We start from the raw sequence: 18,474 nt of genomic DNA on the forward strand, positions 1-18,474 counted from the left end.
CCACCCTAACCCTCCCCTTAGAAAGGGGAGGGAACTGAATTTCTCTTATTTCCACCCTTTCACGCGTGGGGATTAAGGGGGTAATATTGTGATTAAAATCACAACCAACCACTTTTCAAACAACCTCTGATAGATATGTCTTTTTGCGTTGTTTTTAATTAATTATCTTGCTACACAATAATTTCATAATGACAATCACTATTTCAATGGTAACTTTACACTTTTTTTGGTATTTGTTAAATATGGGTCTTTGCAAGCATTAGAGAAACCAGGGGAAATACTAAATCTTTTAAAGAGGAAAATAATTACGGCTTATACCAATTCCGTATGAAGATGCGCCTTATAAAACCCTTGTGTAGTTCCCCCAAGGCATCGGGGGATACCGGAGGCGGGGAAAAATAATTGCGTTTTCATAAAGAAACGGTATTAGTCTGAAGGAGTTTTCTCAAAGTCCACACTGAAAGAAGACCGGGGGTACTGAGAAAATTCTGAAAACTCACTAAGTTTTTAAACATTACGCTAGTCGTTTCTAAGCACGTAGGATTATGCTCCCTATGAATAAAAATTTATCCGCTTCGTCAAGTATTGAATCAGACAAACAATTAAATTACTGGAAACAACAACTAGCAAATGCTAGCTTAGTGTTGGAATTACCTACAGATAAGCCACGACCTTCAGTGCAAAGACGGGAAGTAATAAAGCAGTCTTTTATACTTAATCGAACTTTGTTACAAGCGCTGTATGTAGTATCGCAACAAGAGGGTATAACCGTTTTCTCCACATTATTAGCAGCTTTCCAAACTCTTCTGTATCGATATAGTCGGCAAGAAGACATCTTAGTTGGATGTCCCATCATGGCAGACGATCGCCACCTCATGGAGGCAAAAGCTAGTACTTTGGTGTTGCGAACCAATATGTCTGGCAATCCCAGTTTTCGGGATTTATTACAAAAAGTGCGTTTGGTTGTTTTAGAAGCAAGAGCTAACCAAGGCTTACCGTTTGAAAAACTTGTAGAAGAACTGCAGATAGAGCGATCGCCTTCATATCATCCGTTGTTCCAAGTCATGTTTGCTTTACAAAACACATCCGAGCAAACATTGGAATTCCCAGGGCAAACCATTACACCTGAGGATTTAGATAGCCTGACATCAAAATTAGATTTGACCTTATTAGTAGAAGAGCAGGAGAAAGAACTAAAATTACAACTGGTATACCAGTGCTCTTTATTTTCGCCAGAACGCATCAATTGCATTCTGAATCAATACCAATATTTGCTTGAACAAATTGTTGCCGATACAAACAAACCGATTAATTCCTATTCTCTGGTGACGCCAGAAACCCGTCCTTTACTTCCCGATCCAAGTGCAGTTCTACCCGAACCACGGTATGAGCTAGTCACTGATATGTTCGCATCGCGGGCTAACCTGACTCCAGAACAGTTCGCTATTTGTCAGGGCGATTGTTCTTGGACTTACGGAGAATTAGCTCGTCATGCAAATGCGATCGCAAAATTTCTGCTATCTCACAACATCAAGCCCGGAGATACGGTAGCTGTTTGCGGGTTAAAAAGTTTTGGGCTGATTGCCAGTATGCTCGGCGTCCTTTTAAGTAGAGGAGTCCTGCTAACTCTCGATAGCAACCTTCCTCGCAATCGCCAACAGCTCATGCTTGAGGCTGCAAAAGCAAAGCACATACTGTACGTTGGCGCTCGGCGACCTGAAGATAGCTGGATGCAGGAGATTGTGTCTGTTGATGTCACTTCGGTAGACTCAGACAAAGGGCTATTACTGGATAGCGAAGCTTTTTCAAACTTAGAAACAGTCAATCTCCCCGAACTCGATCCTGACGATGCTGCTTACATTTTCTTTACTTCTGGAACCACCGGCACTCCTAAGGGAGTTTTGGGTTGTCACAAAGGGCTGAGCCACTTTCTCAGTTGGCAGAGACAAACATTTGCCATCACACCTCAAGATCGTAGCGCTCAATTAACAGGTCTATCGTTTGATGTTGTACTGAGAGACATTTTCTTGCCCTTAACCAGTGGAGCAACTCTTTGTCTGCTGCAAGACAGTTATGACCTCAGACCAGATCGCATTATCACCTGGTTAGAACGCGAGCGGATCTCTATACTGCATACCGTTCCAGCACTTGCCCAATCGTGGTTGGTCGGGGTTCCGCAAGCAGTATCCTTGCCTTCTTTACGATGGGTGTTCTTCGCAGGAGAACCTCTGACAGATACTCTCGTGCGTCAGTGGCGTAAATTTTTTCCTCTATCGAGAGAAATTGTCAATCTTTATGGGCCAACAGAAACAACTCTGGCAAAATGTTTCTATCAAGTGCCTGTCGATCCTTCACCAGGCGTTCAGCCAGTAGGATTACCACTGCCTGAAACTCAAGCATTGGTGTTGGGAGAGAACCATACATTGTGCGGTATTGGTGAATCGGGTGAAATTGTTCTGCGTACACCATTCCGCACTTTAGGTTACGTCAATGCTCCGGAAGAATATCAAAAGCGGTTTGTGCAAAACCCCGATCGTAATGATAAGCAAGACCTACTTTACTATACAGGCGATCGCGGACGCTACCGTCTAGATGGTTCTTTAGAAATTCTGGGACGCCTCGACCACCAAGTTAAGATTCGCGGGATACGGGTCGAACTTGGAGAAATTCAGTCTGTACTGGGACAACACCCCGGCGTGAGAGAGAATGTTGTTTTATGCCGAGAGGACATTCTAGGCGAAAAGCGTTTGGTCGCTTATGTTGTTCTCAATCGAGAGCAGCCACCAACAATCACCGAACTGCGAAACTTCTTAAAGCAGCAGTTACCAGAATTTATGGTGCCATCAGTCTTCATGTTACTGGATAAGCTACCCCTGACAGCAAACGGCAAGGTCAATAGATGGGCACTACCTGCACCAGATACAAGCAGACCCGATATTGAAGGAGTTTTTGTAGCACCCCGAAATCAGGTAGAAGAAGACCTAGCAGGAATTTGGTCGCAAATCCTCAGATTGGACTGCATTGGTATCCAAGATAACTTCTTTGAATTGGGAGGACATTCCCTGCAAGCAATGCAAGTCATTGGTCGGGTGCGCCAAACCTTTGGTGTAGAAATTCCGTTACAGTCGTTATTTGAGACACCAACAATCGCGAGTTTAGCAAGTGCGATCGCCTTAAAGCAGAGCCAAGGAAACAAAGAATATCAAACCATAACTCGAACCACCAACCGACAGTCATCTCCTTTATCCTTTGCACAAGCTAGACTGTGGTTTTTGGAACAACTAGAGCCGAATAACGCCGCTTATCACATTCCCGAAGTTTTGCGGTTGCAAGGTGACTTAAACGTAAGTGTGTTGCAACAGTCCTTAGACGCAATTGTTACCCATCACGAAGTTTTGCGAACCAACTTTGTTGCAGAAGATGGCAATCCAGTACAGGTTATTCGCGAACCAAGAGCCGTAGAACTGAAAATTTACGACCTCAAGGCTGCTTCGGAAACTGAAAATTCCCCTGTTGTACAACAGTTACTTCAAGATGAAGTACAGCGTCCTTTCGACCTCACATCAGATTTGATGTTGCGTGGTTGCTTGATAGTGCGATCGCCACAAGAGCATATTTTATTGCTGGTGATGCACCATATCGCCACAGATGGTTGGTCAAAGAGCATTGTATTTGAGCAATTGACAACTCTTTACCAAGTATTCGTTAATGGTTTGCCCAATCCACTACCAGAATTACCCATCCAGTATGCCGACTATGCAAATTGGCAACGTCAATGGCTCTGTGGTGAGGTGCTGAAAAGCCAACTGAACTATTGGCGACAGCAAATAGCAGGTGCAAACCCAGTTTTGGAATTACCTACAGATAGACCGCGACCACCCGTACAAACTTACCGAGGTGCAAAGCAGTCTTTTCTCATACCTAAAGATTTATTTACATCCGTACAAGCACTGTCACGGCAAGAGGGTGTGACGCTGTTTATGACATTGCTAGCAGCATTCCAAACTTTGCTGTACCGTTATAGCGGTCAGGAAGACATTTTGGTTGGTTCTCCCATTGCAGGGCGAAATCATGCCGAGACAGAAGGATTAATAGGATTTTTTGTCAATACATTGGTTTTCCGCAGCAACCTGTCTGGTAATCTCAGTTTTCGGGAATTATTGCAAAAGGTAAGATTGACGGCGATGTCCGCTTACGCCAATCAAGACTTACCCTTTGAAAAACTTGTTCAAGAGTTGCAACCAGAGCGATCGCTCTCGTACCATCCCCTGTTCCAAGTGATGTTTGTCTTACAAAACACACCCAGACAAACATTAGAGTTGCCTGGATTGACTGTGACTCCTGTAGAAATAGATAGCTTAGCATCCCAATTAGATTTGGCTTTGTCAATTGAAGAAACCGAACAGGGATTGCGAGGAATATGGGAATACAACACCGACTTGTTTGACGTCGGCACTATCGAGCGCCTGAACGGGCATTTTCAGACATTACTAGAAGCAATTGTTGCTTTTCCAGAGCAAGTAGTTGGTCAATTGCCAATGCTCACATCCGCCGAACACCAATTGTTAAGTGAGTGGAATAATACTCAAGTAGATTATCCGCAACGGTGCATTCATGAATTGTTTGAAGAGCAAGTCAAGCGCAGTCCAAATGCCGTGGCAGCTGTGTTCGAGAATGAGCAATTGACATATCAAGAGTTGAACAATCGCGCCAACCAATTAGCCCACTACCTGAAAACTCTGGGTGTCGAACCAGGTGTCTTAGTTGGCATTTGTATGGAACGTTCTTTAGAGGTAGTCGTAGGGCAGTTGGGAATTCTGAAGGCTGGTGGGGCTTATGTACCTCTCGATCCAGAGTATCCAAAAGACCGATTAACCTTCCTCATAGAAGATACCCAAGTACCAGTCATACTGACTCACAAAAAGTGTATTGAAAGTTTACCAACTCATGAAGCGCAATTGGTTTGTTTGGATTCAGATTGGGAACTCATAAGTGGGTATAGCCAACAAAACCCTGACTGTCAGATAAGAGCTGATTCTTTGCTGTACATCATCTACACCTCTGGTTCTACAGGAAAACCCAAAGGTGTCATGATTCCTCACCGTGGAATCAGTAATATGCTCCACTGGCGGCAAGAAACGTTTAGACTGACTGCACAAGATAAAGTCTTACAAACCTATTCTTTGAGCTTTGACCCCTCAGTGTGGCAAATATTCTGGCCCTTATCATTTGGTGCTCAGTTGGTGATGGCTCGTCCTCACGGACACAAAGATACGGGTTATTTGGTGAATGAGATTATTGAGCGACAAATCACCGTTATTGGCTTAGTGCCATCTATAATGAATGCGTTGTTAGAGGAAAAGAAATTTGAACAGTGTCGAAGCCTCAGACACGTCACTACTGGTGGTGAAGTTCTATCAGTAGAGTTGATGGATCGCTTTCACGAGCGTTTAAATTTAGGCAATCTTTTGGTAAATTGCTACGGTCCTACAGAAGCGTCTATCGATGTTACGGCTTGGCTGAGTCAGCCCGGTGTACAAAACACTAATGTTCCCATTGGTCGTCCAATTCCTAACGTGCAGACCTATATCTTAGACGCAAATTTACAGCCCGTGCCTGTTGGTCATGTAGGAGAGTTGCACATAGGCGGGATTGGTTTGGCGACAGGTTATCTCAACCGTCCCGAACTGACACAAGAAAAGTTTATTCCCAACTCATGGAGTCATGAAACAGGAGCAAAACTTTACAAAACTGGAGATTTAGCACGTTACTTGTCAGATGGAAATATTGAATTTTTGGGTAGAATTGATTACCAAGTCAAAATTCGCGGTTTCCGTATTGAATTGGGAGAAGTTGAAGCATCGCTCAGCCAACATCCAGCAGTACAACAAACATTAGTCATGGCTAGAGAGGATGTTCCTGGGGACAAACGGTTGGTTGCGTATGTTGTTCTCAATCCCGATTCAAATGCCTTAAACTCAAATGAATTGCGAAGTTTTTTAAAAGAGTGTCTACCAGAGCATATGGTGCCATCTGCTTTTGTCATCTTGGATAAGATGCCATTGTACCCGAATGGAAAAGTAAATCGGCGTGAATTACCTGCTCCAGATGCATCTCATTTTAGCGCTCGTAACAACTTTGTTGCACCCCGAACTTCTACAGAGGAAGCTCTTGCTGAGATTTGGTCGCAAGTTCTGGGTATAGAACAAGTTAGCATTTACGATAACTTCTTTGAACTAGGCGGGCATTCACTATTGGTTACACAAGCAATATCCCGCTCGCGCCAAGCTTTCGGTATAGAAATGCCTTTGAGCCGCTTTTTTGAAACGCCAAGAATTGCTGATTTAGCTGAATTTATTCTCCAAATTCAAGCTGAGACAATAAAGGATGATGAAATAAATTCTTTGTTAGCTGAATTGGATAATTTATCAGATGAAGAAGCGCAATTTTTATTGGCTAATGGCTAATAGCTAATGGCTAATAGCTAATGGCTAATGGCTACTAAAAGTTAGCTCTGGTGCAATACTGCAAGGGCTGAGAGAATTGTAGGTTGGGTTGAGCACAAGCGTTACCCAACAAATGCCGATAAATGTTGGGTTTCGTTCCTCAACCCAACCTACCTTAAATTTGAATTTTTAGCTTAACCGACAAGTATTGGGTGATATCTAATATCATTTGAGGTGGGAATATTTTTGAGTATTTTTGCTGTATTCTCAATACTGTATCCACTGCTTGCTGCTTTTACCAAAATCTCAAACAAACTCTGCTGGTCATGAACTTCTCGATGATAGACTTCCCAAAAGCCGATCGCGAATCGCTCTTAATTCCTCCTGGCTATCAACCGGACATCGAGGCGGCGGCAGTTCAGTATTAGGCCAGCCAGCTAAATCAAAGCAAGGGCATAGCAGAGGCGGCATACCCATATTCCTTGCGGGTATTGGCATATTGCAACGAGCACAAGGAGCCACTTCCCAAGCAGGTGACAGCAATTGTGCTATTGTTTCGTGAGTACCTTCCAGATAACAGTCTCCTGCATCTGGCGAAGTAATTCGCTCCCAACACTCTTCAAATTCATCACTGTACCGATTGCCATTAACAACTTCTCTCAGCTGCAAGGTTGCAGCGCCGTTGTCAATAACAACCCTTTTGCCTAGCTGAAACCAGTAAGCTAAATACTGTTTAACGTCGTTTGTTGATGCCATATAACAATTTTACAGTTTGTATCTGGGCTTTTCAGTTGCGAATCTTGAATAAACAATTAAGAATAGTTTCTAATTAATTAGAAATGATTCATTAGTTATGAGTCATCTGTCATTAGTCAATTGTGTTCGTTACTCCCTCATCCTCCCGAACCTGATATTGGAGAACCAAGTATGTTGAGATTAAGAGCATAGCCCCCAGTGACCAAATAAACAGTATCAGCAATCCCACCTAACTGACGTACCAAAGAACCCAAGCGATCGCGAAACGTTCTCCCCGCAGAATAGGCAGGCACTACACCCCAACCCGTTTCCTCAGCGACAAAAATCAGATCGGCAGCAACAAGCTGCACGGTGTCTAAAAACTCTTGAACGGTATTTTGCCAGTTGCAATCATCTTGTTCTAAAAGATTGGCAACCCAAGTTCCTAAAGCATCTACCAAAAGGCACGTATTTGGTTTAGCCTCAGCAAGTGCAGCTGATAATTCCTCTGGCACCTCCAATGTCACCCAATCGTGGGGACGCCGTTGTTGGTGCTGTTGAACGCGTTGCATCCACTCTTCATCATTTGAATCAAGAGTTGCCGTTGCTATGTAGACAACTGCTTTGTTTGACTGTACTGCCAAAGTTTCTGCCCATTCACTTTTACCAGAACGTGTCGGTCCGGTTACTAAAATAATTTTACTCAAAGCTATTTACCAAATTTTTCATTTCGAGACTGGCATTTTGTAGCCTAATAACTTTAAATATAAAGACTGGCACGATTTCAAGGAGAAAGTGTAAAGTGAATAAATGTAATTTATTTTACAACTTTATCCTGAATCATTCATCCTTTATCCTTTCTAGAGATATTCATATGAGAACAGGAGTAAAACGCATAGAAGCAACTTTACACGATTTGGGGACTCGCAATACCGCCTCCACCGAACCAGAGACTTCCACCAAGAAACCTCTATCGTTTCGGATTAGCATTGGGACATCAGAAACAGCTTCTAATACTGAGGTACCATCTGAAAACGAGTTAACTACTCCACCAGAGGAGGATTTACCCCCTCATGATAATTCCGTGCAGACGTTTCCCGCGCAAGAAAGCGGTTGCAAAGCACCCAGTCTCCCAAAATTAAAAACTCCTAACTTTTCCAGCCACCGAAATGCAGCTAATCCAGGATTAGCAATGAATATATTGCTAGAAATCCAAGAGACTGTTGCTTCTTGGCAATCAGAATTACAAATAATTGTTAAGCAAATTCAAGATATTTACTTAGAGGGACCGATTGTCAATGGTTGGTTGGAGTCTCGCGAACGCCAATCGCAACAAGGAGGAACTGCAACATTGCGCCATGCAGAAGTCGATCGCCTCATGGATTATGTAGAAGAAATTTGTACATCTGACGGTAATGTTGCCTGTCAATCATCTCGTGCTGGGTATCGTTTGTGTGGCTTGGATACCTCAGGTAGAGTGTGGTCGCGCCCGTGTCCGCAAGAACAAGTTGCTAGTGTCAGTGTAGCGATCGCACGTTACCAAAAACTGCGCCAACTCCTGGGACGCAAGCAATATTTAGAAACCCGTCTTGCACGACTGGCAGAAACTCTCGTGATTTTGCACGGTCACATTCAAACACCGTAAGTTAAGAATTCTCGTAGTTGGACAAAAAATCAAAAATTCTTTTGTTTTCTCCGAAAAAACTCGGTTGGTGATATGGAAATCTTTGGTATAGATTAGCTCCAGAGTAGGCTAAAACAGTAATCAGTGAAGAGTTATCAGTCATAACTGATAACTGATAACCCATCACCGATCGCTAATAACTGATGACTAAATATGCCACAAATACCAATTTCTGCCATTATTTGTACTCACAACCGCGAAAAATACTTAGGGGCTGCCATAGATAGTCTTTTGGCACAAGACTTTGCTGGAGACTTTGAAGTCATAGTTGTGGATAATGGGTCGAGCGATCGCACCCGTGAAATTACGGAACAAAGAAACCACGATCCCCGGCTCAAGTATGTTTTTGAACCAGTTTTGGGACTTTCCGTTGCCCGCAACACTGGCGCTCAAGTAGCTAGTGGAGAAATTTTAGCGTACCTGGATGACGATGCAGAAGCGAGCTCGCGCTGGCTGCAAGTTTTGTACACAGCGTATCAAGACAACCCTAACTTAGCAATTGCAGGCGGCAAAGTTACCTTACTGTGGCCCCAAGGAACGCAACCTCCAAGTTGGCTATCTACAGGATTAGCCGCTAACTTAGGAGCATACGATCTAGGCAATAGCGTAGTCTACATCAAAGACCCAGGAGCAACCCCCAGGGGCTTGAATTACTCTATACGCCGTAGTTTTTTGCAAGAAATAGGAGGTTTTGATACAAATCTCGGTCGAGTTGGTACTAATTTACTATCGCAAGAAGAATTGCACGTGACCGAACTTGCTCTTGAGCGAGGGATGCAAGTTGCTTATCTTCCTGATGCTCTTGTAGCTCATAACGTTGCTCCCGAACGCCTTCAGCGCTCTTGGTTCCTAAATCGAGGCTGGTGGCAAGGAATCAGCGATTGCTACCGGGAAAACCTAATTGGCAAAGCTGGTATAGGTCAATTGCTGCGTGGTAGCGAGCGATTCTTGCGAGGTTTGTACAAATCATTGCAGCATTTTTCAGACCCTGCAGAACGCTTTGATAAACTTGTCTATACTTATGGTCAAATTGGTTATTTAAACGCTGCTATTAAGGGTCTTCTACTTACATCCAAAAAAGATAACAAATAAAGCTTAGTTATTATGTCTTCCAAAATACCAGTCTCTGTACTTATTCCAGCAAAAAACGAACAAGCCAATTTACCTGCTTGTCTGACCAGTGTTCAAAGAGCAGATGAAGTTTTTGTTGTCGATTCCCAAAGTAGTGATAAAAGTGTCGAAATAGCTCAAAGTTATGGTGCAAATGTTGTACAATTTCACTTCAACGGACGCTGGCCAAAAAAGAAAAATTGGTCTTTAGAAAACCTTCCATTTAGCAACGAATGGGTGCTAATTGTTGATTGTGACGAACGCATTCCAGACGAATTATGGGATGAAATTGCCCAAGCCATTGAAAATTCTGAATTCAATGGTTATTACCTCAACCGTCGAGTTTATTTCTTAGGAACATGGATTCGTCATGGAGGCAAATACCCCGATTGGAATTTGCGTTTGTTCAAGCACAAAAGCGGTCGTTACGAAAACCTCAACACTGAAGATATTCCCAATACAGGCGATAACGAAGTTCACGAACACGTTATTTTGGATGGAAAAGTAGGATACCTTAAACATGATATGATACACGAAGACTTCCGCGACCTATTCCATTGGATAGAGCGGCACAACCGTTATTCTAATTGGGAAGCCCGTGTTTATCACAATTTGCTCACAGGCAAAGATGACAACGGTACTATTGGTGCAAGTCTCTTTGGAGATGCCGTGCAACGCAAGCGCTTCTTGAAAAAATTGTGGGTAAGATTGCCCTTTAAACCGTTGTTACGATTTGTTTTATTCTACATTATTCAACGTGGGTTCCTAGATGGCAGAGCAGGGTACATTTACGGACGGTTATTAAGTCAGTATGAATATCAAATTGGCGTCAAACTTTACGAATTACGCCAACACAATGGGCGCTTAAATACCTCATCGCAACCCACTGCACAGCCCCCCTCCTTATCTAAAGAAATAGGGCAAACAGTAATATAAAAGTTAGTGGTTAGTGGTTAGTGGTTAGTGGTTAGTGGCAATTCCAACCAACAACTAACAACCAACAACTAACAACTAACAAATAACAACGAACAACTAACAACTAACGAATGACAAATGACAAACCTTTCGTAGATTTACGCAAATACGACCAATCTTGGTTTGACCGAGGGCGACCCGGTTGGTATATTTTATTATGGTGGTTTGTACAAGCGATCGCCTTTCCGCTCACCCCTCACCCCCTAAACGGTTTGCGCTGTGCTTTACTGCGCTTATTTGGTGCTCGTATAGGTCAAGGAGTCCTTATTCGACCAACTGCTCGTTTCACCTATCCGTGGAAAGTCACTATTGGTGACTACAGTTGGATTGGAGATGACGTAGTTTTCTACAGTCTTGACTGTATCCGCATAGGAGAGCACTGCGTCATCTCCCAAAAAAGTTACCTGTGTACTGGAAACCACGATCTTCGAGATCCAGCTTTTGGCTTAAAAACAGCAAGTATTACCGTTGGCAATGGAGCATGGATAGCTACAGATTGCTTTGTCGGACCGGGAGTTACAATTGGGTCTAATGCTGTTATTGGTGCTCGTAGCAGTGTTTTTAGCAACATTCCCTCTGCACAAGTTTGCTGGGGAAGCCCCTGTGTAGCTCGTTATGAGAGAAAATGTGAGTTAACCTCGTAAAAATAACTGCGTAATGTAGTAAGTACTGCCAATTTTCCAAACTCCGACCCCAGTCTCTCTAAAAATTGGACGTAAAATATTCTCACGGTGTCCGGGGCTTTTCATCCAACCATCCACTGCCACTGGTACAGGTTGGGGAATATTTGTACTTTTGAATAAATTTTCACCTACCACCCAGTAGATAATTCCTCCCGATTGTGCTCTTTGGGAAAGAGTACTTCCGTCAGATCCAGTATGGCTAAAAAAGTTTTTCTTAGCCATCTGGCGACTGTACCTTCGAGCAACTTCTGCTAGTTTTTCATTGTTTTGCAAAGGTTTCAGCCCGTATTTAACACGAACTTTATTAATATCTTGCCTAACTGCTGCTTCTATATTAGCTGTTGCAGAAGTTTGGGCGAGAACAGGAGGTTTTCGAGGTTTGCTAGATGGCACTTCAATTTTAGGTAAAGGAGGCAAATACTCTACAGCCTCCTCACAACCTGTAGTTAAAAATGCAAGTGTTAATCCTACAACTGAAATTATTTGGGTTCTCCAGCTTTTGCGCTTGTATTTTTTATGGAATTTCGACAACAAATTTCTCCTCTGAATTTTTCCCTCTATTGCAATCATAAATCATTTGTAAAATTCTCTCTTCTCTCTTTCCTTCGCGCTCTTTGTGTCTTTGCGTTTAACAATTTTTACCTATCAAATAGGACTCCTATCTAATAGATACAATCAGGAAAAATCAACTGATAACTAACATCACTAGCGACGCTCAGAAATTGCTACTAATATTGCTCAAGCACAGGCAAAGTATCACGCAGGTAAAGTATTCCGAGAAACAGTTGAGCAGATAATTTCTGAGTTGAGGCAGTAAGTGAGAACGATAGTTTTCGCATCTTCGTTCAAGCGAGCTTTCAAAAAACTACTGTTGATATTGGTTCTTATGATGAAGTGTATTAACACTTTCCTATTTTCTAGTATATCGATGCTTAACTCCTACAGGAAAATATTCAGGGTCACCAAATGGTGCTAAAGCAACTTGCGGCATTTGGTATTCTTGAGGTACGTAGTTAGCAAATTCGCTATTGAGGCGTTTTAGCTGTTCGAGAATAGAAAATGCGATCGCTTGTTTTTTATCTTCACTTTCTTCTATACCTGGTGCTAATTCCACAACTACAGATAAGTATCGATTTTTATCTGCATCTTCTTTCACCTGCAACACAAATTTACCCGTCACCCATTCTCTAATGACGGCTTGCTCCAATCCTACAGTGACGTTTTCTGGATAAATATTTGCTCCGAAATATGAAACCGTAAAGTTTGAGCGTCCGAAGACATAAACAAACGGTAGCGAACGAATTCCTCTGCCGCCATTTCTTTGAAGCTCCATCACAGGATCGAAGCCCCATTTTGCTAAAAACTGGAGCATAGCATCGTAAGGAACTATACCTCCATTATCCAATATATTATAACGAACCAGAGGGATACCGTTGTTTCCTGAAAATAACAACGCGCCATCTTTGACTTCAAAAAAGCGACTGATGGGATCGTATTGTACTAGTGTCGGTAAGCGCGATTCACCAAATAAAGCGCGTGCTGCTTCTGGATTGTTTGCCAAAAAACGCCGAATACAAATACTTAAAGGTGTCTCATTGCCCAACACGCCTGCATCAGCTGTACCATAGAGTGATGCCGAATCATAGCAGAAATTACGGGAACCGAGGCGATCGCCAACTAAGCTGCGCCATTCCTCACTAAATACCTCGCCTGCCATAACCAACTTTACCTGATATCGCTGCCACTCAATCCCACGAGCTATACCAGTGTCAATAATATCTTTTAAAAATGGTGGGTACCCCAACAGAACAACTTGCTCAAAAGCTGAACCCAGTTCCTGCACAACTCGAAAAATCTCTTCTTTATTATTACCAGGAGTAATCACAGTAATAGGATAACCTTTGCTCGCTAGATAACGACAGCAATTGGCTGTAAACATACCACCAACCCAAGTTCCCAGAGTGAAACAAATGACAGCGAGAGTGGATTTAGTATCTGCGGAAAAACTATCATGAAACACTTGCTCAAAACGCGTCGCAATTTGCATCTCATCAGAGAAAAATCGAGGCCAAAATGTAGGTTTTCCTGTAGAACCAGAGGAGACAGCCACCATATCGCACGTTTCTAGCTGTCCGTAACGGCATAAGTTAGCTAAAGAGTAACGCTGCAAGTAATTTTGTTTTGTCAGTTCCGGAAGTCTTTGGAAATCCTCAGCAATTTGGTACTCATCAGGATTTATCGCGTGTTGTGCCAAGAAATCTTTGTAAGCAGGGACATTACTAGCTATATCGTGAAATAATGCCAAGGCTGCTGTGAATGCATCCGTGTTGATATGTTGCTGTAGGAGGGAGTCTAAGGGTGTAGTTAAAAACTTTTGAAATGCTGTAATAGCACGTTGCTGTTGTTCTACCTTCATTTCCAACACTCCCCCCACTTTTTGTATAGCTACAGATTTAATGGTTCCACCATTACAATAAAAGCATATCTCGCAATTTTTGAATTATACTGCAGGCAAAGAGTTTTGAGCTTTTCCCGGAATGCGCGATCGAAGGAAGTCAAAAAGTGAATATCAAACTGGATGAAAATCTTGGTAATTTGCGGGTTGTTACTAGACTGCGTTTAGCAGGGCATGATGTCACAACAGTAAGAGAACAAGGACTAACTTCAGCACCAGATGAGGAGTTAATTGATGTCTGCCGTGATGAAGGAGGATATTGGTTACCTGCGACAGAGGATTTGGAAATCGCCTGAAATATAATCCTTAAAACTATGCAGGAATCGTGGTCATTCGGTTATCTCCCCGTTCTAACTTTAGTGATTGGTGTGAAGCAATAGAGACGTTAATCACTGGATTGGAAGCTGCAGATGTGACAGGACAACTATGGATTATCAAAAATGGAAATATTCAAGAGTACCGAACAATTGAACCAGAAAACAAAAATTGATAACTGAAACTTTATTCAACAATTTGTAGGAGCAATTGCTAAGTATGGCATTTGCAAGAGATTCGCATAACCATTACAATAAAAGTATATCTTGCAAATTTCATCGCATTTAGTATGACAACCGTCATCTACAGACCCTCATCCTTACTTGGCAGTATCAGAATGGAAAAGGTGGATAACTTTCACCTCTTTAAATTTAATAATGAACTACAAGCACGGATGGAAGAACTTCTAGAACGCAAAAAAGCTGATTTACTGACTCCTGAAGAGGTGATTGAACTTGAGGAAATCGGAGAGATGGACAGGATTTTCACCCATATAAACGCGATGTTGGTAGCTCAGCGATGACTATTGATGATGCTAGCAGAGAGTTTGTGCGAAGACGAGCCAATTATCTGTGTGAGTATTGCCACTCTCCAGAACGTATTTGTACAACAAGGTTTACAGTAGACCATATAATACCAAAGTCTCTTGGTGGTTTGGATGGTTTTGATAATTTAGCTTTGGCTTGTCGGCGCTGCAATAAACGTCGCTACAATTTTTTAGCAGGAATCGATCCAAAAACTCAAGCCATAGTACCTCTGTTTAATCCCAGGACTCAAGTGTGGTCTGAGCATTTCACTTGGTCAAAAAACCTAGAGCGTTAGTACACTAGTCAAATAGTCAAGCAGGGGGGCAGAAGCTTACAACAATGGTAATCTACCATTATGGTTGTTCTATCTTCATTTCTAACACTCCCCAGCTTTTTGTATGGCTACAGATTTAATGGCTGAAAAAAGTAGAAGAAGAAAAGCTACTCTCTCCGGTGCTATAAGATTACCGCTTGTATGTTCTTTTTTCTCCCTTGCTCTTTGCGTCGAGTGCGGTTTATTTAAATAGGTAATCTTTGGGTGAGAAGGGAGTAATATGCGTAAAAGGAGCTTATCGCCTTGTAGCCATCTATAAAAATCTTTGATTCATCCTTCAGCACCATGCACGTCTATTGCAGCAAAAATCACGCCAATAAAGAGGGTAACCGCTTTTGCACTCAGTGCGGAGAACCATTGCCTCTTGCACCAGAACAGGTTGTGGACAATCGGTATCGAATTATACGACATTTAGGGGAAGGTGGTTTTGGGCGCACCTACGTAGCTGAGGATTTAAAGCAGTCTCCACAACAGTGCGTGCTGAAGGAATTTGCACCCCAAGTTGAAGAACAGCAGGATTTACAGAAAGCAAAAGAGCTTTTTGAACGAGAAGCGAGTGTTTTGAAACAACTACAGCATCCTCAGATTCCGCGTTTTCATGAATCGCTGCAAGTGAAGGTTGGTAACAAAGATTTTTTCCTACTGGTGCAAGACTATATAGAGGGTGATAATTATTGGGATCTGTTACAAGAGCGTTACGAACAGGGGCAAAGCTTTAGTGAAGAAGAAGTTGTCAAACTTCTGCAACAACTTCTACCTGTATTATCTTACATTCATTCTCGCAATGTGATTCACCGCGATATTTCTCCTGATAATTTGATTTTGCGGCGTAGCGATCGCATGCCAGTGTTGATTGATTTTGGTGGCGTTAAACAATTACCAGCTTCTAAAGGTTTTTGGTTTACTCAGCTCAGTGGCAATCGCACTATCTTAGGTAAAAAAGGATATGCTCCAGAAGAACAGTTACGTCAGGGCAAAGCCTATCCTTGTAGTGACTTATACTCTTTAGCAGTGACTGCACTCGTATTATTAACAGGTAAAGAACCGCAGCAACTTTACGATACTTATGGAGGAACTTGGCGCTGGGGAACAGACATTCAAGTTAGTCCAAAACTGGAAGCAGTGTTAAAAATAATGCTTGCCTACAAACCAAGCGATCGCTACCAAAAAGCTGACGAAGTTCTCAAAAATCTACAACTATATGCTCCTGTGAAACCAACAAGCCCCCATCAAACGACCAAAATCAAAACAATGGTTGTAGCACCGGGAAGAAAACCCATCAGAACTATTGTTACCAATCTTCATAATAGAACTCAAGCCATTGCCCAAACACTCCCATTACCTGCTTGGCTTCGCCCCTTTGCTTTCAGCCTTGTAGGGACAAGTGTTGTTCTGTTAACCTTTGCAGGAACTTGGGCGCTAGTGAATGCTGTTATTGCTACAGTATCATCTATTACTATACCAAGCATTTCTTTACCAAAATTACCCGATGGTTCCAACCCAGCTACCAATCCCTCAACCAATAATGAAGGAAACCGGATAAATGCGATCGTGAGTCGTCGCCAGCAACTAGAAATTCCAGATGCCTATTTTACTCCAACTATAGATAAACTTTTTTATACCAAACATCCTGAAGCACAAGGACGCGTTTTAACAAATAATCCAGAAGATGCTGCTTTAAGAAATAACTGGTATCGTATTGCCGAAGACTTGCTAGATAAGTTAGAAAGAGCAGAACTGAGCACCAGAGCTAGGAACAAACTAGGAAGGTACAGTGGTACAGATTACCAAACTTGGAGGAAACAAGCAGAATCAGGACAATTAGGAGATTATACTATCGAACAACTCACCAAAGATACAAATAAAAAATTTGATAGATTATTTCCAGGGTTGCGCCGTGGAAGTGAGAAACTCGAAACCCAAACATATGGTCAAATTTGGTATGCTCTAGCTGCCGATCGAGTGAGTAAACTAGAATCTGCAAACTAAGAGAGGTTAGTGGTTAGTGGTTAGTAGTTAGTCGTTTCCCCCTACTAACAACTAACAACTAACAACTAACAACTAACAACTAACACTGTTATGGTTTATTGCTCCAAAGGACATGAAAATCCCACAGGTAGTCGCTTTTGTCTTCATTGCGGCGAAAAATTGGATAACCAGGTAAATCTTGCTGGTATTCAACCGGGGCAAACTTTGGGCAATCGATATTTTATAGTGCGTCAACTTGGGCAAGGAGGATTTGGGCGCACGTATTTGGCTGAGGATAGTAATCGTTTTAACGAACTTTGTGTTTTAAAAGAATTTTCGCCTCAAGTTCAAACACCATACGTTTTACAAAAAGCGGAAGAACTCTTTCAACGGGAAGCCACAGTTCTCTATAAGTTGCAACATCCTCAGATACCCCGCTTTCGAGAATTATTCCGCAATAATATTAACGGGAAGGAATACTTATTTCTCGTACAAGATTATGTAGAAGGGCGAACTTACGGATCTTTATTAGATGCCAGAAAACAGCAAGGTTCGCGATTTTCAGAAGCAGAAACCCGTTTGCTGTTGGAGCAAATTTTGCCAGTTATACAGTACATCCATTCTATAGGAGTTATTCACCGCGATATTTCTCCAGACAATTTAATGCTTCGCCAAATTGACCAACTACCAGTTTTAATTGACTTTGGTGGTGTTAAGCAAGTGGCTGCGGCTGTTGAATCACAATATTATCAACCTGAGGCTGTGGTATCTCCCGTGCCACCCACGCTTCTGGGTAAGGCTGGGTATTCTCCCCCCGAACAGATGCAGACAGGGTTAGTTGAACCGCACAGCGATTTGTACGCTTTAGCAGCAACGATTCTCGTTTTATTGACAGGCAAACAACCACAAGAATTAATTGATACGCAAAGTTTGGCTTGGCAGTGGCGGTTGTTCGCGAACATCACCCCTTCTTTAGGGATGATTTTGGATAAAATGCTGTCTCCAACACCAGGAGTCCGTTTCCAAAGTGCGGCTCAAGTCCTCCAAGCACTTAACCCAGTTCCTGTGGTTTCGCCACCATCACCTCCTTCTCCTCCACCAACACCTCCACAACGCACAGAACAAACCATAGCTATATCCCCTCCTCTTCCCCCTTCCCCCCCTCTCCCCCTCCCCTCCCCGTATCGCCCACTCCCGCCAAAAGTTGGTGGACACCAGCTAAAATCATCGTCATAGCCGCAG

The 18,474-nt window shown here is 42.6% G+C and carries 15 protein-coding genes; 11 read left to right on the forward strand and 4 right to left on the reverse strand.

Going from position 1 to position 18,474, the window contains the following annotated elements; genetic code table 11:
* Nucleotides 1-554: 554 nt before the first annotated feature.
* Nucleotides 555-6,467: a non-ribosomal peptide synthetase gene (locus F7734_RS21925; protein WP_243147016.1), complete on the forward strand. Its 5,913-nt coding sequence runs from the start codon at nucleotides 555-557 to the stop codon at nucleotides 6,465-6,467.
* A gap of 303 nt (nucleotides 6,468-6,770) precedes the next feature.
* Here the strand turns inward: F7734_RS21925 and F7734_RS21930 are convergent, their stop codons facing one another.
* Nucleotides 6,771-7,202, reverse strand: coding sequence for a hypothetical protein (locus F7734_RS21930; protein WP_155746651.1), 432 nt, complete (start codon nucleotides 7,200-7,202; stop codon nucleotides 6,771-6,773).
* Between the two features lie 137 nt (nucleotides 7,203-7,339).
* Entirely contained in the window at nucleotides 7,340-7,888 is a 549-nt protein-coding gene (gene cobU / locus F7734_RS21935; protein ID WP_155746652.1) for a bifunctional adenosylcobinamide kinase/adenosylcobinamide-phosphate guanylyltransferase, read from the reverse strand.
* 167 nt (nucleotides 7,889-8,055) lie between these two features.
* Here cobU and F7734_RS21940 point away from each other — a divergent pair, with 167 nt between their 5' ends.
* The 4 genes from F7734_RS21940 (at nucleotide 8,056) to hpsU (ending at nucleotide 11,594) form a co-directional block, all read left to right on the forward strand.
* Nucleotides 8,056-8,826: a hypothetical protein gene (locus F7734_RS21940; RefSeq protein WP_155746653.1), complete on the forward strand. Its 771-nt coding sequence runs from the start codon at nucleotides 8,056-8,058 to the stop codon at nucleotides 8,824-8,826.
* A gap of 192 nt (nucleotides 8,827-9,018) precedes the next feature.
* On the forward strand, nucleotides 9,019-9,957 hold the full coding sequence (locus tag F7734_RS21945; protein WP_155746654.1) for a glycosyltransferase family 2 protein: 939 nt from the start codon (nucleotides 9,019-9,021) through the stop codon (nucleotides 9,955-9,957).
* A gap of 12 nt (nucleotides 9,958-9,969) precedes the next feature.
* Entirely contained in the window at nucleotides 9,970-10,911 is a 942-nt protein-coding gene (locus F7734_RS21950) for a glycosyltransferase family 2 protein (protein ID WP_155746655.1), read from the forward strand.
* A 110-nt stretch (nucleotides 10,912-11,021) separates the two neighbouring features.
* Entirely contained in the window at nucleotides 11,022-11,594 is a 573-nt protein-coding gene (gene hpsU / locus F7734_RS21955; RefSeq protein ID WP_155746656.1) for a hormogonium polysaccharide biosynthesis acetyltransferase HpsU, read from the forward strand.
* Here hpsU and F7734_RS21960 read toward each other — a convergent pair.
* A complete protein-coding gene (locus F7734_RS21960; protein WP_155746657.1) occupies nucleotides 11,583-12,203 on the reverse strand; it encodes a CAP domain-containing protein in 621 nt (206 codons plus the stop codon). The two genes, hpsU and F7734_RS21960, sit on opposite strands and share 12 nt — an antisense overlap.
* 340 nt (nucleotides 12,204-12,543) lie before the next feature.
* The gene (locus F7734_RS21965) at nucleotides 12,544-14,049 is read right to left on the reverse strand and encodes a phenylacetate--CoA ligase family protein (RefSeq protein WP_155746658.1); all 1,506 of its coding nucleotides are present in this window, start codon (nucleotides 14,047-14,049) and stop codon (nucleotides 12,544-12,546) included.
* Between the two features lie 146 nt (nucleotides 14,050-14,195).
* Between F7734_RS21965 and F7734_RS66205 the strand changes: the two genes are divergently transcribed.
* From F7734_RS66205 to F7734_RS63720, 6 genes are all read left to right on the forward strand, one after another.
* A complete protein-coding gene (locus F7734_RS66205) occupies nucleotides 14,196-14,384 on the forward strand; it encodes a DUF5615 family PIN-like protein (RefSeq protein WP_347566257.1) in 189 nt (62 codons plus the stop codon).
* 29 nt (nucleotides 14,385-14,413) lie between these two features.
* Nucleotides 14,414-14,578, forward strand: a complete 165-nt coding sequence (locus tag F7734_RS66210; protein WP_347566258.1) for a hypothetical protein — start codon at nucleotides 14,414-14,416, stop codon at nucleotides 14,576-14,578.
* Between the two features lie 114 nt (nucleotides 14,579-14,692).
* Entirely contained in the window at nucleotides 14,693-14,926 is a 234-nt protein-coding gene (locus F7734_RS21975) for a hypothetical protein (RefSeq protein ID WP_155746659.1), read from the forward strand.
* Entirely contained in the window at nucleotides 14,923-15,225 is a 303-nt protein-coding gene (locus F7734_RS21980) for an HNH endonuclease signature motif containing protein (RefSeq protein WP_155746660.1), read from the forward strand. Before F7734_RS21975 ends, F7734_RS21980 begins: the two co-directional genes overlap by 4 nt.
* Nucleotides 15,226-15,549: 324 nt before the next feature.
* Nucleotides 15,550-17,253 (forward strand): serine/threonine-protein kinase, encoded by a 1,704-nt coding sequence (locus F7734_RS21985; protein ID WP_155746661.1) that lies wholly within the window; start codon nucleotides 15,550-15,552, stop codon nucleotides 17,251-17,253.
* 90 nt (nucleotides 17,254-17,343) lie between these two features.
* On the forward strand, nucleotides 17,344-18,468 hold the full coding sequence (locus F7734_RS63720; RefSeq protein WP_243147017.1) for a serine/threonine-protein kinase: 1,125 nt from the start codon (nucleotides 17,344-17,346) through the stop codon (nucleotides 18,466-18,468).
* Nucleotides 18,469-18,474 lie beyond the last annotated feature (6 nt).

This window comes from Scytonema sp. UIC 10036 (assembly GCF_009725235.1).